The following is a 17,010-nucleotide window of genomic DNA, read 5'->3' as shown; positions in this document are numbered from 1 at the left end:
CATGCTGAATTGGGACGACTTTCACGAAGACGCGGTTGATGACGAGAATGCCGCCGCCGAGCCTCAAAAGCCCGCGCCGGCCGCTAAGCCGACAGCGCAACCCGCAGCGCCGGAACCCGAGCAGGTGCGCGAAAGCGCGTCACGCTACCAGGTGGCCGATGAAGACCGGCTGGCGCGTGCCCGCAAGTCGCTGGACGAGCTTGATGTCGCCGCCGGCCTGGAAGAGTTGGAAATGGGCGCGGCGCGTATCGAGGTCGACGACAAGAAGATGATCAACGCCCGCGCCGACCTCAACCAGTTGGTGCCTTTCAAGTACGAATGGGCGTGGCAGAAGTACCTGGACGGCAGCGCCAATCACTGGATGCCCCAGGAAGTGAACATGAACGCCGACATTGCGCTGTGGAAAAGCAATGACGGCTTGACCGAAGACGAGCGTCGCATCGTCGAGCGCAGCCTGGGCTATTTCTCCACCGCCGACTCGCTGGTCGCCAACAACCTGGTGCTGGCGCTGTACCGCCTGATCACCAACCCCGAATGCCGCCAGTACTTGCTGCGCCAGGCCTTCGAGGAAGCCATCCACACCCACGCTTATCAGTATTGCGTGGAGTCGCTGAGCATGGACGAAGGCGAAGTCTTCAACATGTACCGCGAGGTGCCCTCGGTTGCCGCCAAATCGGCGTGGAGCCTCAAGCACACCCAGTCGCTGGCGCGCCCGGACTTCCATACCGGCACGCCGGAAAGCGATCAGGAGCTGTTGCGCAATCTGGTCGCCTTCTACTGCGTGACCGAAGGCATCTTCTTCTATTGTGGCTTCAGCCAGATCCTCTCCATGGGCCGGCGCAACAAGATGACCGGTGTCGCCGAGCAGTTTCAGTACATCCTCCGCGACGAGTCGATGCACCTGAACTTCGGCGTCGACATGATCAATCAGATCAAGATCGAGAATCCGCACCTGTGGACGGCGGAATTCCAGGACGAGGTCACCCAGATGATCATCGAGGGCACCGAGCTGGAAATCGCCTATGCGCGCGACTCCATGCCGCGTGGAGTGCTGGGCATGAACGCCGCGATCATGGAGGAGTACCTGCACTTCATCTGTAACCGCCGCCTGGCGCAGATCGGCTTGAAGGAGCAGTACCCCGGCGCGGAGAACCCCTTCCCGTGGATGAGCGAAATCATCGACTTGCGCAAGGAGAAGAACTTCTTCGAGACGCGCGTCACCGAATATCAGGTCGGCGGCGCGCTAAGCTGGGATTGATGCACCACACTGAGTGAACGTCGCGGGTCATGCCTCACGGCATGGCCCGCTTTACGTCATGTATTCGGTATCGGTAGGCTTGCCGCCGTTCCCACTCCCACCCCAACATCGCGAAAGGTACGAACATGCAACTCGGTATCATCGGACTCGGCCGCATGGGCGGCAATATCGCCCGACGCTTGATGCGCGGCGGCCACGACGTCGTCGCCCATGACCGCGATCAATCCATCGCCTCGGCGTTGATCGAGGACGGTGCCACTCCGGCGGACTCCCTGGCGACGCTGGTGGATCAACTGGAAACGCCGCGCGTGGTGTGGGTCATGCTGCCCGCCGGCGCGCCCACCGAAGACGCCATCAATGCCCTCGCCGAGCGGATGAACGCCGGCGACATCATCATTGACGGCGGTAACACCTTCTACAAGGACGATATCCGCCGTGCCAAGGCGTTGTCTTCACAAGGCATCCGTTATGCCGATGTGGGTACATCGGGTGGCGTCTGGGGACTGGAGCGCGGCTATTGCATGATGGTCGGCGCCGATCAGGAAACCTTCGACCAGCTCGATCCGCTGTTCGATACGTTGGCCCCCGGTTACGGCAACCTGGATCGCACGCATGGCCGCAACGCGCCCCATGACAGCGCCGAGCGTGGCTATATCCATGCGGGCCCGGTGGGTGCCGGCCACTACGTGAAGATGGTCCACAACGGGATCGAGTACGGCCTCATGCAAGCCTACGCCGAAGGCTTCGAGCTGATGCAGAGCAAGTCATCGCCGGAATTGCCGGAAGAAGAACGCTTCGATCTCAACCTCGCCGACGTGGCCGAAGTCTGGCGCCGCGGTAGCGTCGTCTCCTCGTGGCTGCTCGACCTCACCGCCCAAGCGTTGACCGGCGACCCCAAGCTCGATCATTACTCCGGTGCCGTCGCCGACAGTGGCGAAGGCCGCTGGACCATCGACGCCGCCGTCGAGCAAGGCGTCGCCACTCCGGTACTGGCCAACGCCCTGTTCGCGCGTTTCAACTCGCGCAAGGACAGCACCTACGCCAACCGCCTGCTCTCGGCGATGCGCTTCGGCTTTGGCGGCCATGTCGAGCCACCAAAGCAGTAATCCTCGGTGTGCGCTGGCCGCGGTATCGCTTGGGAGCGTCAGTCGCCCCCTCCCAGCGACCGCTGCCAGCGTTTTTCAAGCGTATCGGAGCCGGTCGCACCGAATATCGCTCGTGATTCCCCCAATACGAGGAAAGCCCCCAATAGCTCCGGGGTCGTACCAGAACCATGCCAGTAAAACCCCGTGCGTGATGGCGGCATCATGATTCGAGCTGCTCCCACACTTCGATGGCCGCTGCGAGATCCTCGAGCGACGCACCGACCGATTTGAACAACGTTACCGCCTGAGGGCTACTGCGCCCCGGCGAGGCGCCACTGATCAATTCACGCAACTCGCCGCGAATAGCGTCGAATTGGAAATCACCCTCTTCAATGGCTTGGTGAATATCACCGGCTTCGCCTTTGGCGCCCTCATACGTATCGACGAATACCTCCGCACGGGACAGGCAGGCACTGTCGCTTTCACGCATGGTCGGGCGAAACGCGCCCACCAGGTCCAGGTGCGTACCCGAGCGCAGCCACTCGCCGCGAACCAGCGGCTCGCTGCTCAGCGTCGCGCAACTGACGATGTCGGCCGAGGCAACCGCCTCGCTAAGCGAGGTGACCGCTTCACAGTCGAAGCGCTCCGCATAGGCGTCGGCGAGATGTCGCGCCTTCTCCGGGTGGCGCCCCCAGATCTTGACGCGTGAGATAGGACGCACGGCGGCATGCGCTTCGATCAGCATGGGCGCCAGCTTGCCGGTACCGACCATCACCAGCGTCTCGGCATCCTCGCGAGACAGATAACGACTGGCGACCGCCGAGGCGGCGGCGGTACGGCGGCGGGTCAACTCGCTGCCTTCGATACAGGCCAGGGGTTGGCCGGTATCGCCATCGCACAGCAGGTAGACGCCCGAGATCGCCGGCAAGCCTCGCTCGGCATTGTGAGGAAAGACATTCACCATTTTGGTGCCGATATAGCCTGCCTGCTGCCATGCCGGCATCAACAACAAGGTCGCCTCCCCCGCGTCGCGCGGGATGGCGTGGTGGTGGCGCAACGGCGTTTCGATACTGCCGTCGAAACACGCGTCCAGGCGCTCGATTAACGCCGGCCATGCTAAGGCGTCGCTGACCTCCTGCGCGGAGACTGTACGCATCTTACTCTCCTGTGGTTGCTGCAATCGCCATATCGCGCAGAAAGCACTGCGCCATCAAACACCGACTGCAGCGACGAAAGAATGGCAAGCCAAATTAGAACAAGCTAGTCACAATTCCATTGCAGGGATAGCTAGCGTAAAAACTGCTTCCAATAGATGCTGCTCATATCAATACGCGCAAACACTGCCCTGCATGGTATAGCGTGAAGCCTCCTTCGTAACCGGTGCTCCACAATGGCTTGGCGCGTATCGGTTGATGGGAGCAGATCGGCAGTGGCAACAAGCTATCATCACCAGTGTTCAAGTAATGGGCAAAGCCTTTTCCTACCACCGTGCCAGTCGTGATACCACGGCCGTTATAACCCGCAACACCTAAAATACCCGGCGCCGGCTCGAAGAGGCGCAGAGTGTGATCCGGAGTGAAACCGACCTGGCCTGTCCAGGTGCATTCCCAGTCCACTCGGCCTAGTTGCGGGAAGTAATGCCGCTGAACCCGATCGGCCCAGCAGCGCAGGAAAGACGCCGGCTTGCTATCACCACATCCTAGGCTGCCAAGAATCAAGCGTCCCTCTGCATCGCGCCTCAGACTGCTGAGCACCGTACGGGTATCCCAGGCGCCCTGGCGTTCGGGCAGAATGTCACCGGCAAGCTCGTCGGAGAGTGGCGGGGAGGCCACCTGGTAAAAGTGTCCTCGGAAGAAGTGCTCGCGCACTTGGTTCCAATGATCTTCCGTGTAGGCATTGGTTGCGATCACCAGACGCGGTGCCCGAACGCTGCCCTGCGGGGTGTCGACCCGCCAGCGGTCGCCTTCGCGCTCGATGCCCTCGGCAGCACTGTGAGTGTGCAGGTTGGCGCCTGCATCATGAGCCGCACGGGCGAGTCCCCGGGTATAGGCGGTCGGGTTCAGCGTGCCGGCCCGACGGTCGAGCAGGGCTCGCTGGATGCGGTGGGTACCGACGCGCCGTTGACACGCCTCTCCCTCGAGCAACTCGACCGGTGCACCGCAACGCGAAAATTGCTCGAAGCGCCGAGCCAGTTCCTCGGCCCCCTTGCCATTGTGGGCAAGATGCAAGGTACCGGTCCGAGTGTCCTGGCAGTCAATGCCGTGCCGGTCGATGAGTGTGAAGACATCGGCGGGCGCACGACCGAGCACTGCATTGGCGCGTTCGCCGTTTTCCGGGCCCAGGGCCTCAAGAATATCGTCCGGTGGTATCCACATTCCCGCATTGACCAAGCCAACACTGCGCCCCGAGCCGCCGCAAGGGATGTCTCCCGCCTCCAGAAGCGTCACCGAAACGCCAGTTTCGGCGAGATGCAGGGCGGTACTCAGCCCGGTGATGCCGCCGCCAATGACGGCGACATCGGCAACGGCGTTGCCTTCCAGGCGTGAGTATTCCCTTTGTCGTTCGGGGGAAGTCGTGGTCCAGATACAGGCCGATTTCATGACGCCTCCCTAACATCGTCGTCGGCGTGCGACCAGTCGTAGAAGCGTTGCGGATTACGCTGCAGGGAGTCTCGCTGCGCCTGCTGCCACTCCCTGATTTCAGGAGCGTGTTCGCTCTCGGAATGCTGCGCCAGCCAGCGCTCGAGATCCCGGAAGGCACGCGGCGAGAAGGGTTCGAAATCACCCTGTGAGCGGAGCAGGACCAATTTTCGCTCCTCATGCCGAATCGACACGATCAGGGCGCAACTGGCTACCCCCCACAAGGCGATGATGGAGGCGATCATGACGATGATGGCGGATAGGCTCATGATGACTGACCTCCTGTGGAATTGGCGACATGCGGCGTTTCATGGCGACGGTTCATGATCCACATGCATAGCGGGATCATCAGCGTGAGTATTACGAGGCCGCTGATCGTCTTCCAGGGTGTCTGCCCAAGATTGCTATATAGGAAGTAGGCCATGATGCCGAGCATGATGGCGGGGATTTGGTAGCGAATGACGAGTTCCCAGACACGCGGCACGTAAAGATCGGCGCCCCGGTTGAGGCTCAACACGCGCAGTCGGTGAGCATCGAACTTCCAGCCGATGGCGAGCATGGTGATGAACGTCGAAAGCGGTAGCCCCCAGTTGCCGACCACGAAATCCAGATAGCCGAGGATATTGGCATTCATGGCGCTCGGGATGCCGAGTAGCCAGATAATGCCGCAGATGGTCAGCACGGCCTTGGTACGGCTAGTGTTCCGCTCCTCTCGGTAAGTGGTAACGCCAACTTCGGTAATGGCGATGGCGGTGGTCAAGTTGGCGAAGAAAAAGCCCATGAAAAACAGCAAGGCCCAGAAGTAACCGCCCGTCATGCTGCCGAAGGCATTGGCCAGAGCCACGAAGGCCAGTTCAGCGCCGGAGCTGGGCGAGATGCCGAAAGCGAAGACGATGGGAAAGACGGCGAAAATGGCGAGCAGACCGAAGCTAGTATTGCCGACCGCCGTGAAGATGCCTCCCCCCAGCGGGATATCGTCGTTACGGCCGAGATAGCTACCGTAGGTCAGGGCGATCCCCCAGCCGAGGCCAGTGGAGAACAACGCCTGCCCCAGCGCCGCCAGCCAGGTCTCGCCCCGGGCCAGATATTCCCAGTTGGGCGAGAAGGCGAACTCCAGGCCCGCCATGGCCCCCGGCAATGTCACCCCGCGAATGGCGATAGCGATCAAGGCGATGGTCAGGATCGGCATCATCCACTTGGCCATACGTTCGATTCCCCGCTTGATACCGAACAGCAGAATGCCGGTAACCATCAGCATGGCAATCGTGTGCATGCCGACGTTCAGGGCCGTGTTGCCGCTAAAGTCTTGCCACAGGGCAGCCGTATCGAAATCAGTCTGGGTGAAAGTGCCGAGCACGGCATGAAAGGCATAGTAGATCGACCAGCCAACGATCGATGAGTAGTAGGACATCAATACGATGTTGAAGATCAGAATCACCAGCCCCAGGCCGACGAGGCGATTGTTGCCATAGACCTTGCGGAAGGTGCCGATCAAGCCCTGGCGGGTATAGCGCCCAAGGCTGGTCTCGCCCATCAGACCGGGTACCGCGATTAGATAGAGCAGCAGGAAGTAAGCGATCAAAAAGGCGCCCCCGCCATTCTCTCCCGTCACGTAGGGCATGCGCCAGATATTGCCGGCACCGACCATGGCGCCGACGACGGCCATCAGGTAACCAAAGCGGCTACCCCATTGTTCTCGAGAAATTGTTGTTGTCATCTTTGGACTCCATGACACGTTCTGCCTGGATGGTCGAACGTTCCAAAAAACCCGACCCTGTGCGTCGAGGTTTCGAGCACGTTCATGCAACGAAGCGCCGCCCCGTCATCGGGACGGCGCTCGTGGTCAGTCGAACTTGATCCCTTGTGCCAGTGGTAGCTCACGGGAGTAGTTGACGGTGTTGGTTTGTCGACGCATATAGCTCTTCCAGATGTCGGAGCCGGACTCGCGACCTCCGCCGGTCTCCTTCTCGCCACCGAAGGCACCACCGATCTCCGCGCCACTCGGTCCGATGTTGACGTTGGCAATACCGCAGTCGCTGCCGACATCCGAGATGAAGGCCTCGGATTCGCGCACGTCGCTGGTGAAGATGCACGATGACAACCCTTGGGGAACGTCGTTGTGCAACGTCATGGCCTCATCGAAGTCGCGATAGCTCATGACGTAGAGGATCGGGGCGAAAGTCTCGTTCTTGACCAGGTCATCCTGCTGCTCGACCTCGACGATGGCCGGGGTCACGTAATAGCCATCGGGATACTGATCGGCGAGTTGGCGTTCGCCACCGAATACGCTCGCGCCCTGCTGGCGCGCCTGATCGAGCACGGACTGCATCTGCTCGAAGGCCTGGGCATCGATCAACGGGCCGACCAGGTTGCCCTCCATGGGATCGCCGATCGTCACGCCGGCATAGGCCTTCTTCACGCGCTCGACGACTTCGTCGCGGATCGACTCATGGACGATCAGGCGACGCAGGGAGGTGCAGCGCTGTCCAGCCGTCCCCACGGCGGAGAACAGAATGGCGCGGACCGCCATGTCCAGATCGGCGCTGGGCGCCAGAATCATGCCGTTGTTGCCCCCGAGTTCGAGAATGCTGCGACCGAAACGAGCCGCCACCCGAGGCGCTAACTCCCGACCCATGCGCGTACTACCGGTGGCGCTGATCAGCGGCACACGCGGATCGTCTGCCAGGCGCTCGCCCGCCTCGCGGTCTCCCAGAATCACTTGGCTGAGACCTTCGGGCGCCTCGTCGCCGAACTCGGCCATGGCGCGCTCAAGTAACGCCTGGCAGCCCAGAGCAGTGAGCGGGGCCTTCTCGGAGGGCTTCCACAGCAGGCTATTGCCGCATACCAAGGCCAAGGCGGCGTTCCAGGCCCAGGGGGCCACCGGGAAGTTGAAGGCAGTGATCAAGCCGATCGGTCCCAGCGGATGCCAGCTCTCGCGCATGTGGTGCCCGGGACGCTCGGAAGCGATGGTCAGGCCATAGAGCTGACGCGACTGACCGACGGCCAGGTCGCAGATGTCGATCATCTCCTGAACTTCGCCGAGACCTTCCTGATAGATCTTGCCGCACTCCAGGGTAACCAAGGCACCGAGATCCTCCTTGTGGCGACGCAACTGTTCGCCGAACAGTCGAACGAGCTCGCCGCGACGAGGGGCGGGTACTCGACGCCACTCTTCGAAGGCCCTCTGGGCACGTGCCACGCGGGCCTCGACGGCATCGACGCCCTCGAGGCGAATCTGGCCGAGCTCGCCGCCGTCGGTGGGTGAGATGACCGCATAATCGCCCTGGCGGTAGGCATCCTCGGAGACGCCGAGACGCTGCATGAGGGATTCGATCATTCTTCCTCCTACTATCAATTCCTGGGTTCGAAAATCGAAACCAGTATTGGCGCGGAGGTTGACGCCCTTCAAACGACGTTTTATATGGAGGTCATTCCCATTTTTCTGGTTTTAGCCTTCACAATGAAGAACCACGACGAGGCACAATCCATACACAGGAGAGCGGCATGAGCCATCGACACCTGCCCAGCCTGACCGCCATGCAGTGCTTCGAAGCCTCGGTGCGGCACATGAGCTTCACGCGTGCCGCCGACGAGCTGAACCTAACCCAGAGTGCCGTCAGCAAGCAGGTTGCCCAGCTCGAAGCGGTGCTCGAGCATCCTCTGTTCCGTCGAGTACGCAAGCGGCTTCAGGTCACCCCGGAGGGCTCGCTCTATCTCACCGAGGTGCGCAAGATCCTGGCCCAGGTAGAAATGTCCACGCGTTACATGCAGTCCTACGGTGGCCAGAGTGTGGTGCTCAATGTCACCACACTGCCGACCTTCGGGGCACGCTGGTTGATCCCGCGGCTCAATGGGTTCCGCTTCCGGCATCCACGGGTCTATCTGAACATCGCCAACCGCTCGGAGCCCTTCGACCTGGAGGAGGAGCGCGTCGATGTCGCCTTCTTCTTCGGTCATGGCGCCTGGCCCCGGGCCGAGTGCATCAAACTGCTTGAAGAGGAGATGGTGCCGGTGTGCTCGCCTGCGGTGCTGCCAGTCGACGGCATTCAAGAACCGCTGGAACTGACAAAGCTGGTGCTATTGCAGAGCTCGACGCGGCCCGAGGCCTGGCACGACTGGTTCGAGGCCCAGGACTGTTACACCGAGCACAGCTACCACGGGCCACGTTTCGATACCTTCTACATGGCCTTACGCGCGGCACGTGCCGGATGTGGCGTCGCCCTGGCACCGCGCTTTCTCGCCGAAGAGGAACTACAGGCCGGCCTACTGACGATTCCATGGACGTTCGGCCTGACCAGTCGCGATGCCTATTACCTGGCCTATCCCGAACACAAGGGAGAGGATACCAAGGTTCGAGGCTTCATCGACTGGATACTCGAGCATCGGGAGGCCCCTGGCGACGTTGTGGCACCCTAGTGCATGAATTAATGGAATGGATAACACGCTTTTTTTCGTTTGAAGCCCTGAAGATGGCTCTGTTCTCATCGTGGCGATAGGCTTCTTCAGGATAATGACATGGACCTCCCGCACATCAGTGACGCGCTCGGCATCGTTCACCCTCTCTGCATCGACAGAGGCCGCAACGCCGAGGTCTGGGACGAACAGGGCAACCACTATGTCGACTTCGTCGGCGGTATCGGCGTGCTCAACCTGGGGCATGGACATCCCGACGTGGTCGAGGCAGTCAAGGCGCAGGTCGATACCTTGATGCATTCCGCCTTCAATGCCCTGCCGCATCGTGGCTATCTCGAGGTCGCCAGCGCCTTGAATGCCTTCGTGCCGGTGTCTTATTCGCTGTCCTGCATGCTTACCAACAGCGGTGCCGAGGCTACCGAGAACGCTCTCAAGATTGCACGTGCCGCCACCGGGCGCCAAGGCGTGATCGCTTTCGACGATGGCTTTCATGGCCGCACGCTGGCGGCATTGAACCTCAACGGCAAGGTCAAGCCTTACAAGAATCGCCTCGGTGCCTTGCCCGGACCGGTGCATCACCTACCCTTCCCCAGTCGCGACGATGGTGTCGACGCCGACACCGCCATGGCCGCCCTGGAAAGACTATTCGAGGTCGAGATCCCTGCCGATGAAGTGGCCTGTATCATCGTCGAACCGGTCCAGGGCGAGGGTGGCTTTCGTCTACTGTGCGCCGATTTCGCCGCACGCCTTCGGGTGTTGTGCGAGGCACAGGGTATCGTGTTGATCTTCGACGAGATCCAGTCCGGCTTCGGACGCACCGGCAAGCGTTTCGCCTTTTCCCACCTGGGGGTCGAACCCGACCTGCTGCTGATGGGCAAGAGCATGGCCGCCGGACTGCCGCTGGCCGCAGTGGCGGGCAAGCCAGAGATCATGGATGCCCCACCTAAAGGTGGCCTGGGCGGCACCTATTCGGGCAATGCCGTCGCCTGCGCTGCGGCCCAGACAGTGATGGCGCTAATGAGCGATGAGCATCTGGCCGATTGGAGCGAGCGCCAGGAAGCGATGATCCTGGAAGCGTATCGCGGCTGGCGAGCGTCTGACCGCTATTCAATGCTTGGCGACATGACCGGCGTTGGCGCCATGCGCGGTATTGTCTTCGAGGATACGCCCGCAGCCACCGGCGCCGAACATCTGGCCGCGCTGATCGTCGCCGGTCGCGAGGAGGGCGTACTATTGATGCCCAGCGGGCGCCGGCGCAACGTACTACGTCTGCTGCCCCCATTGACCGCCGAACCCGAGGTTCTGGAAGAAGGACTGGCGAGGCTCGAGAGAGCGCTGCTGGCAGTACTAAGCGCGCATCCATCCAACGTCGACGACCGACACCATGAGGCACAGCCGATGACAGTCCCCATTTCCCATCACGAGATTCGTGACCGTTTCTCCAAGGCCATGTCGGCCATGTATCAGGCCGAAGTGCCCCAGTACGAAACCCTGCTCGAGCTGGTAGCTCAGGTGAACCGCGAGACCCTCGAGCGCGATCCTGAGCTGGCCGCGCGGCTCGAGGCTCATGATGAGTTGAATCGCCTCAGCGTCGAGCGGCATGGTGCCATCCGCGTCGGTACGGCCGAAGAACTCACCATGCTGCGCCGGCTGTTCGCGGTGATGGGCATGTATCCGGTGGGCTACTACGATCTCTCCGAGGCCGGCGTGCCGGTTCACTCCACCGCCTTCCGGCCCATCGACGACGACGCCCTGGCGCGCAACCCCTTCCGTGTCTTTACCTCGCTGCTACGCCTGGAGTTGATCGAGAGCGCCGAGCTACGCGAGCGCGCCGCCGGGATCCTCGCCGAGCGTGACATCTTCACGCCCGGCGCACGGGAGTTGATCGAACTCAGCGAACGCCAGGGCGGGCTCACCGACGAACAGGCCGACCGCTTCGTGGCCGAGTCGTTGGAGACCTTTCGCTGGCACCAGGACGCCACGGTGGACCTGGAAACCTACGAGGCGCTGCACGCCGAGCATCGATTGATCGCCGACGTGGTCTGCTTTCGCGGGCCACATATCAATCATCTGACGCCACGCACCCTGGATATCGACGAGGCGCAACGCCGCATGCCGGCGGCGGGGATGAATCCCAAGGAAGTCATCGAAGGCCCGCCGCGCCGCGACTGCCCGATCTTGCTGCGCCAGACCAGCTTCAAGGCCCTTGAGGAGCCGACCCGCTTCGCCGGTGAACGTCAGGGCACTCACACCGCGCGTTTCGGCGAAATCGAACAACGTGGCGTGGCGTTGACCGCCAAGGGACGTGCGCTCTATGACCGGCTGCTCGCCGAATCGCGTCAGCGTACGACCGGACTGACCAATGCCGAACACCAGCGCGTCCTGGCCGAGGTGTTCGCCGACTTCCCGGACACCGAAGCCGAGCTACGCCATCAGGGTCTAGCCTTCTTCGAGTACCGGCTGACCGCAGCGGGGCGTGAGGCCGGAGCGGGCGCCGAGGCCGAGCTGGAAAAACTCATCGAGCAAGGGCTGGTCGCCGCTCGGCCGATCACCTACGAGGATTTCCTGCCCGTCAGCGCGGCCGGCATCTTTCAGTCGAACCTCGGCGGTGGCGGCAATCAGGCCTATGCGGGCAATGCCAACAAAGAGGCCTTCGAGGAAGCGCTAGGCGCCAAGGTAACCGACGAGCTGGCCCTCTATGCAGAACGCGAGCGCATGTCTCTTCAATCGACTCTCGAGGCCTTGAAGCGCTAAGTTCTACCGATTCAATCGTGAAAAATCACTATCGTTTGACCTGGACGGCAAGGGGGCGTCAATCCCCCAGCCCCAGCGACCGCTGCCAGCGCTTCTCGAGCGTATCGGGGCTGCTGGGGCCGAATACCGCCCGTGACTCCCGCCGATACCAGGCCCACATCTGATCGCCATAGCTGTAATGCCACCATTCGCTGGGCAGGTTGGCGAAGCCGGCATCCCACATGGTGTGGTAAAGGGCCCGTCGCCGGTCACGGTAGGTTCGCGTCGTGGCGTCGTGGGCATGATGCTCGAAGTGGACGGTATGCGAGGCGGGCCGCGCTTCATCGAATGCCGAGCCCATCTCCAGCAGCATCCCATCATCGTCGCATAGCGCTACATCCACTGCTCCGCCGGTGAGATGCGGGCTCGGACACTCTGGCTGATCACTGGGCGGCGAGACAAATGCCCGGGTCATCGCCCGCAGATCCGACTCGTCGAGATCCGCATAGCGCGTTTCCACCATTCTCAGCAAGGTGTCATAGAAGTGGCGCTGCACGACATAGGGCCGCCAGGCATCCAGCACCACCAATCCCAGACCTTCCGGCAGGCTCCGTGCCACCATGAGAAGTCGCCGATAGACTGCCTCCCGCGCCCAACACTCGGGCACCGCCCCAGATACGCCCAGGGCATGGTAGATGGGATGCACGCGCAAGGCCGGCGCGGCAAGGCTGAGCGCATGTAATGGCATGCCGTCGTCGACGATGGGAATAGCGGCAATGGCCTCCCACTGTGGATCGGCAATGTCGGCGATGGGTCGAAGCGTCGAGTCAGTCACGTTCAAGCGGTTCGTTTCCAAGTTGAAGTCAGCCCAGAGTATTGGGTAGCCAAGTGATCAGGCCGGGAAAGACAATAAGCAATAACAGAACCCCGACCGCCACCAGGATGAACGGCCAGATAGTGCGGAAGAGCACGGTTATATCCAAGCGGCTAACCGCCGCAGCGATGAATAGGCAGGCGCCCATCGGGGGTGTTATCAAGGCGATAGTGATATTCAGCGTAATGATTATACCCAGCGCCACGGGATCGATGCCGGCCGCCAGCGCCACTGGCGTGAATACCGGCGAGAGCAACATCAGCGCCGATACTTCCTCCATGAACATGCCGGTCACGAAGGTGATGGCGCTAAGCAGCAAGAGCACAATCACCGGCGAGTCGATGAATGGCTCGAGCAGACTAGTGAAACGATCAGGCGCCTGTGCATAAGCCAACTCCCAACTGATCACCGACGAGATGCCGATGATCAGGAAGATGGCTGCCGTTAACCGTGTGGTCTCGATCGCGGCACGCCAGAAAGCCGTCAGACGCAGCTCTCCCATCAGCAGCCCGCACACCGCCACGTAGAGGACGGTCAAGGCAGCGGATTCGGTCGGCGTGACGATACCCAGCACGATCCCCGCGACGATGATGAACGGCGCAACCAGCGCCGGCAACGCCCCGCCTACCGCTGCATATATCTCACGTCTGGTAGGCAAGGTGGTGCGTCGCTCGAAACCCGCCCGCCTGGCATGCACGGCATTTATCGCCATGAACGCCAGTGCCAGCAGAAGGCCGGGGACCACGCCGCCCAGGAACAGCTGGCCGACCGAGGTATTGGTCTGCGCGCTATACAAGATCATGAAGATGCTCGGCGGGATGATCGGCCCGATCAGCGAGCTACCGGCGGTCAGCCCAGCGGCAAACGCCGTGGAATAACCTTCGCGTCTCATCGCCGGCACCAGCAATGCCCCCAGTGCAGAGGCATCGGCAGCCGCCGAGCCATTGACCCCGGACATGAACACGCTACCTACCACATTGACATGCCCGATACCGCCGCGCAGATGCCCCACCAGCAGACGCGCGACGCGCATCAAACGTTCGGTCATACCACAGGTATTCATCAGATTGCCGGCGAGAATGAACAACGGAATCGCCATCAACGAGAAACTGTTGAGACCGCCGAAGAACTGTTGCGGCATCATCCGCGCGATCATGCCGGGGTCGACGAAAACGAAACCCACCAGCGCAGTGGCAATCAAAGTGAGAAAAAGCGGTATGCCCAATAGCGTATTGGCCAACAAAACCACGAACATCACAGCGACCATCATGAGGCGTCCTCCGCAACATCTGGAGAGACATCACCGGTCTGAGGCAATGGACGAGGGCCGTAAAGCAATACCTGCAAGGCAAGCAGGCCGAAACCCAGCGGCATGGCAAGCATGGGAATGGTGCGGCTAATGCCCAGTCCCTGAGAGGTGAAATAACTCACCGACAACGCGTAATGCCAACTCCACCAAGTCATGGCCACACACAGCGCCAGGGTCAAAAGCCATTGATAACCCAATAAAATTTGCCGGGCGATGTTTCCCAACTTGCGCTCGAGTAACGCCACTCGCATATGCTCGCCACGCACCCAAACATTGCCGGCGATCAGCAACGCCGATGCGATCAAGCAGTAACGCGCAAGTTCGTCACTCCAGATAGGCGCCTGACCAACCACATAGCGCGTCACGACGCCATACAGGATATCGATTAGCGTGACCAATAGCGCCACTCCGCCCAGGCCGGTCGTTATCCGCCCCAGCAGCGATAACAAGGTTTTTCGGAACATAGTGATTTACATGGTACGACCGGCATGGCCGGTCGTACTCCTGGCATCCGGGTGAATAACGTGGGAATCAGTCGCTGAGCAGGTCGCTTTGACCGGCATCCTCGAGCGCCATCTTGATCCACTCGTCGTCGATACCCTGCTCTTCGAGCCAATCGATGTAGGCCGGCTGGCCTTTTTCACGGAACGCCGCCATCTCTTCCTCGTTGGGTTCGATCACCGTCATGCCATTATCGGCAAGAAACTGGACGCGCTCGTCGACCCGCTTTTCGACATCTTCACGGTTGAGCTCATTGGCTTCTTCGACGGCTGAGTCGACAGCATGGCGATCGTCGTCTGAGAGTCCTTCATACCAATCGCCGTTAGCCACGAGGAACTGGTCGGAATACTGCACGTTAGCCCGGGTGAAGTACTTCTGCACTTCGTAGAGACTGCCCATGATGATGTACATCGGCGGGTTCATCTGGCCATCGGCGACATTGGTCTTGAGCGCCATGTAGGTATCGGTCCAGGGTATCGGCGTGCCGGACGCACCGAAGGCCTCATAAAGCGCGACTTGGCTAGGATCCATGGCGCGGAAGCGCAGTCCCTCGAAATCGTCGGGGCTCTTTATCGGCCGCTTGGAGTTCGTGAATCCAAGAAAGCCCCCCTCCTCGATCACACCAAGCAACTCGGCACCAGTGCGCTCCTTGAGCGCCTCCTCGACCTTGTTCCAATAATCACCTTCGTCGAAAAACTCATGCGCGGCGTTGTAATCATCGAACAGGAAGGGAGTGGCACTGACATAGATTTCGGGCACGATCGGCGACATACCGGCGAATGAAGCTATGTTGAGGCTCGGCGTATTGGCGACTTGCTCCATGCGCTCCTGTTCTTCGCCGAGCATGGAGTTGGGATATAGCTTGAGCTGAATATCGCCGTCGGTTTTTTCTTCCACCAGCCGTTTGAGGTTGGACGCAAACAGATGAACCGCATTCTTGTCCGCATCGGGCGGTCCGTTATAGCTCAGATTGATGGTCGTGGCCGCATTGGCCAGGCTCGCCGTCGTCAGCAAGCCTGTGACGGCAGCTGTGAGTAACACGGGACGCAGCATTGAGAAACGCATGAAGAGGACTCCTTGTTGTTATCGGAACGCGACATGACGCGTGTATTGATCGGCCGTTGTTTACAGCGGCTTTCTATGACGCTAATCGTTGCGCTGTTGACCTTTCAAGCGCTCTAGCGTTGCCTTAAAGGCAACATGCGTGCGTCCAAGACGCGCGGTGCGTCGGCGCTGAAGAAAGGCATGCTATATCGCAGGTGCTCAATGAACGCCTGGGCTGCCACCGTCAATGGCCGCTCGACCTGACTGACGATGCGCGCTTGCGCCTGGCACAGTACCTCGGCGTCGACCTCGCGCGCGACAATGCTGCCCTCGTGAATTTCCTCGAGGACGCTGAGCTCAGGCATGAATATCACGCCCAAGCCGGAACGCACGAAATTCTTGAGCACCGACACCGAGTTGGTTTTCATGCGCGGCCGATACGATAGCTTGGCCATCCGCAATGCCATATCGACCAACTGCCCCATGCCGGTTTGCCCATCGATAAGCGCCAAGGAATGCGCACCGATCTCGGCGAGCGTCAGCGGCGCCGTCGCACGGGCCAACGCGTGTTCGGCGGGCACGATCAGATCCAGCGGTTGGCAACGATCGACATGCGAGACCAGGCGGTGGTCGTCCGGCGGCGCATACAGTAACGCCAGATCGACGCCCCCTTCCTCGACCAACGCCATGGCATCGGTGAGCCCCGCCATATGTACTTCGATTTCCAATCCCGGATAGGTGGCCAAAAAATTCTGCAAGGGTGCCGAAACCAGATCCGCTATGAATCCTTCGCCAACGGCGATATGTACCTCACCATGTTCCAGGTTCTGCATTGCCTGTAACTGGGAAAGTGTTGCCCGCTCGGCGGCGCGTCGATCGCGATAGTGACGCAGCATCAATTCACCGGCAGGCGTCAATCCCAGGCGTGGCGAACGCACCAGTAACAAAGCATCCAGTTCCTCCTCGAGCGCGCGCAGTTGCCTGCTGAGTGCCGATGGGTTGACCTCCAGATGCGCGGCGGCCCGGCGTAGCGAACCATAGCGAACGACGGCATCAAGATATTCAAGCGCACGAGATTTGAACGGAGTCATGGCGAGCTCGGTCAGCGATCTGATAAATAGGTCATCATCCCACTAACGATCACAGGGGATGGG

14 protein-coding genes and 1 pseudogene are annotated in these 17,010 nt (G+C 60.9%); 5 read left to right on the top strand and 10 right to left on the bottom strand.

Annotation, left to right across the window (positions count from 1 at the left end):
- Window position 1 precedes the first annotated feature (1 nt).
- Together L1071_RS00980 and gnd are read left to right on the top strand one after the other, a co-directional pair.
- Window positions 2–1,258, top strand: a complete 1,257-nt coding sequence (locus L1071_RS00980) for a ribonucleotide-diphosphate reductase subunit beta (RefSeq protein ID WP_246967606.1) — start codon at window positions 2–4, stop codon at window positions 1,256–1,258.
- A gap of 107 nt (window positions 1,259–1,365) precedes the next feature.
- On the top strand, window positions 1,366–2,364 hold the full coding sequence (gnd, locus tag L1071_RS00975) for a phosphogluconate dehydrogenase (NAD(+)-dependent, decarboxylating) (RefSeq protein ID WP_343315193.1): 999 nt from the start codon (window positions 1,366–1,368) through the stop codon (window positions 2,362–2,364).
- Between the two features lie 199 nt (window positions 2,365–2,563).
- Here the strand turns inward: gnd and lhpI are convergent, their stop codons facing one another.
- From lhpI to amaB, 5 genes are all read right to left on the bottom strand, one after another.
- Window positions 2,564–3,499 carry a bifunctional Delta(1)-pyrroline-2-carboxylate/Delta(1)-piperideine-2-carboxylate reductase gene (gene lhpI, locus L1071_RS00970; protein ID WP_246967602.1) on the bottom strand — a complete coding sequence of 312 codons (936 nt, stop codon included), beginning with the start codon at window positions 3,497–3,499 and terminating at the stop codon, window positions 2,564–2,566.
- A gap of 163 nt (window positions 3,500–3,662) precedes the next feature.
- Window positions 3,663–4,943, bottom strand: coding sequence for an L-pipecolate oxidase (gene amaA / locus L1071_RS00965; protein WP_246967600.1), 1,281 nt, complete (start codon window positions 4,941–4,943; stop codon window positions 3,663–3,665).
- A complete protein-coding gene (locus L1071_RS00960) occupies window positions 4,940–5,251 on the bottom strand; it encodes a DUF8026 family protein (protein WP_246967598.1) in 312 nt (103 codons plus the stop codon). The genes amaA and L1071_RS00960 overlap by 4 nt, the downstream gene beginning before the upstream one ends.
- Window positions 5,248–6,699, bottom strand: a complete 1,452-nt coding sequence (locus tag L1071_RS00955) for a sodium-dependent transporter (RefSeq protein ID WP_246967595.1) — start codon at window positions 6,697–6,699, stop codon at window positions 5,248–5,250. The genes L1071_RS00960 and L1071_RS00955 overlap by 4 nt, the downstream gene beginning before the upstream one ends.
- A gap of 126 nt (window positions 6,700–6,825) precedes the next feature.
- On the bottom strand, window positions 6,826–8,319 hold the full coding sequence (gene amaB, locus L1071_RS00950; RefSeq protein ID WP_246967592.1) for an L-piperidine-6-carboxylate dehydrogenase: 1,494 nt from the start codon (window positions 8,317–8,319) through the stop codon (window positions 6,826–6,828).
- Window positions 8,320–8,486: 167 nt separating this feature from the next.
- Between amaB and L1071_RS00945 the strand changes: the two genes are divergently transcribed.
- The 3 genes and pseudogenes from L1071_RS00945 to hglS all read left to right on the top strand — a co-directional run bounded on the left by L1071_RS00945 (window position 8,487) and on the right by hglS (window position 12,149).
- Complete coding sequence (locus tag L1071_RS00945) at window positions 8,487–9,398, top strand: LysR family transcriptional regulator (RefSeq protein ID WP_246967589.1); 912 nt, start codon at window positions 8,487–8,489, stop codon at window positions 9,396–9,398.
- A gap of 99 nt (window positions 9,399–9,497) precedes the next feature.
- Window positions 9,498–10,724 (top strand): annotated as a pseudogene (locus L1071_RS00940) (2-aminoadipate transaminase); the annotation flags it as partial.
- A 69-nt stretch (window positions 10,725–10,793) separates the two neighbouring features.
- The gene (hglS, locus tag L1071_RS00935) at window positions 10,794–12,149 is read left to right on the top strand and encodes a 2-oxoadipate dioxygenase/decarboxylase HglS (RefSeq protein WP_246968501.1); all 1,356 of its coding nucleotides are present in this window, start codon (window positions 10,794–10,796) and stop codon (window positions 12,147–12,149) included.
- Between the two features lie 58 nt (window positions 12,150–12,207).
- Here hglS and L1071_RS00930 read toward each other — a convergent pair whose 3' ends face one another.
- The 5 genes from L1071_RS00930 to L1071_RS00910 all read right to left on the bottom strand — a co-directional run bounded on the left by L1071_RS00930 (window position 12,208) and on the right by L1071_RS00910 (window position 16,947).
- Complete coding sequence (locus L1071_RS00930; RefSeq protein ID WP_246967586.1) at window positions 12,208–12,963, bottom strand: M15 family metallopeptidase; 756 nt, start codon at window positions 12,961–12,963, stop codon at window positions 12,208–12,210.
- A 28-nt stretch (window positions 12,964–12,991) separates the two neighbouring features.
- Window positions 12,992–14,272 carry a TRAP transporter large permease gene (locus tag L1071_RS00925; RefSeq protein ID WP_246967584.1) on the bottom strand — a complete coding sequence of 427 codons (1,281 nt, stop codon included), beginning with the start codon at window positions 14,270–14,272 and terminating at the stop codon, window positions 12,992–12,994.
- Window positions 14,269–14,775, bottom strand: coding sequence for a TRAP transporter small permease (locus L1071_RS00920; protein WP_246967582.1), 507 nt, complete (start codon window positions 14,773–14,775; stop codon window positions 14,269–14,271). Before L1071_RS00920 ends, L1071_RS00925 begins: the two co-directional genes overlap by 4 nt.
- A 67-nt stretch (window positions 14,776–14,842) precedes the next feature.
- Complete coding sequence (locus L1071_RS00915; RefSeq protein ID WP_246967579.1) at window positions 14,843–15,877, bottom strand: TRAP transporter substrate-binding protein; 1,035 nt, start codon at window positions 15,875–15,877, stop codon at window positions 14,843–14,845.
- A gap of 113 nt (window positions 15,878–15,990) precedes the next feature.
- The gene (locus L1071_RS00910; RefSeq protein WP_246967575.1) at window positions 15,991–16,947 is read right to left on the bottom strand and encodes a LysR family transcriptional regulator; all 957 of its coding nucleotides are present in this window, start codon (window positions 16,945–16,947) and stop codon (window positions 15,991–15,993) included.
- Window positions 16,948–17,010: the final 63 nt, after the last annotated feature.

It is taken from the genome of Chromohalobacter sarecensis (assembly GCF_023061135.1).
GTDB lineage: Bacteria > Pseudomonadota > Gammaproteobacteria > Pseudomonadales > Halomonadaceae > Chromohalobacter > Chromohalobacter sarecensis.
Note: the sequence above shows the minus strand (reverse complement) of the source record. Positions and strands in the feature narration are given on the sequence as shown.

Coding starts and splice junctions, on each gene's coding strand:
- L1071_RS00980 (WP_246967606.1), top strand. CDS start 2: ATGCTGAATTGGGACGACTTTCACGAAGACGCGGTTGATGACGAGAAT.
- lhpI (WP_246967602.1), bottom strand. CDS start 3,499: ATGCGTACAGTCTCCGCGCAGGAGGTCAGCGACGCCTTAGCATGGCCG.
- amaA (WP_246967600.1), bottom strand. CDS start 4,943: ATGAAATCGGCCTGTATCTGGACCACGACTTCCCCCGAACGACAAAGG.
- L1071_RS00960 (WP_246967598.1), bottom strand. CDS start 5,251: ATGAGCCTATCCGCCATCATCGTCATGATCGCCTCCATCATCGCCTTG.
- L1071_RS00955 (WP_246967595.1), bottom strand. CDS start 6,699: ATGACAACAACAATTTCTCGAGAACAATGGGGTAGCCGCTTTGGTTAC.
- amaB (WP_246967592.1), bottom strand. CDS start 8,319: ATGATCGAATCCCTCATGCAGCGTCTCGGCGTCTCCGAGGATGCCTAC.
- L1071_RS00945 (WP_246967589.1), top strand. CDS start 8,487: ATGAGCCATCGACACCTGCCCAGCCTGACCGCCATGCAGTGCTTCGAA.
- hglS (WP_246968501.1), top strand. CDS start 10,794: ATGACAGTCCCCATTTCCCATCACGAGATTCGTGACCGTTTCTCCAAG.
- L1071_RS00925 (WP_246967584.1), bottom strand. CDS start 14,272: ATGATGGTCGCTGTGATGTTCGTGGTTTTGTTGGCCAATACGCTATTG.
- L1071_RS00920 (WP_246967582.1), bottom strand. CDS start 14,775: ATGTTCCGAAAAACCTTGTTATCGCTGCTGGGGCGGATAACGACCGGC.
- L1071_RS00915 (WP_246967579.1), bottom strand. CDS start 15,877: ATGCGTTTCTCAATGCTGCGTCCCGTGTTACTCACAGCTGCCGTCACA.
- L1071_RS00910 (WP_246967575.1), bottom strand. CDS start 16,947: ATGACTCCGTTCAAATCTCGTGCGCTTGAATATCTTGATGCCGTCGTT.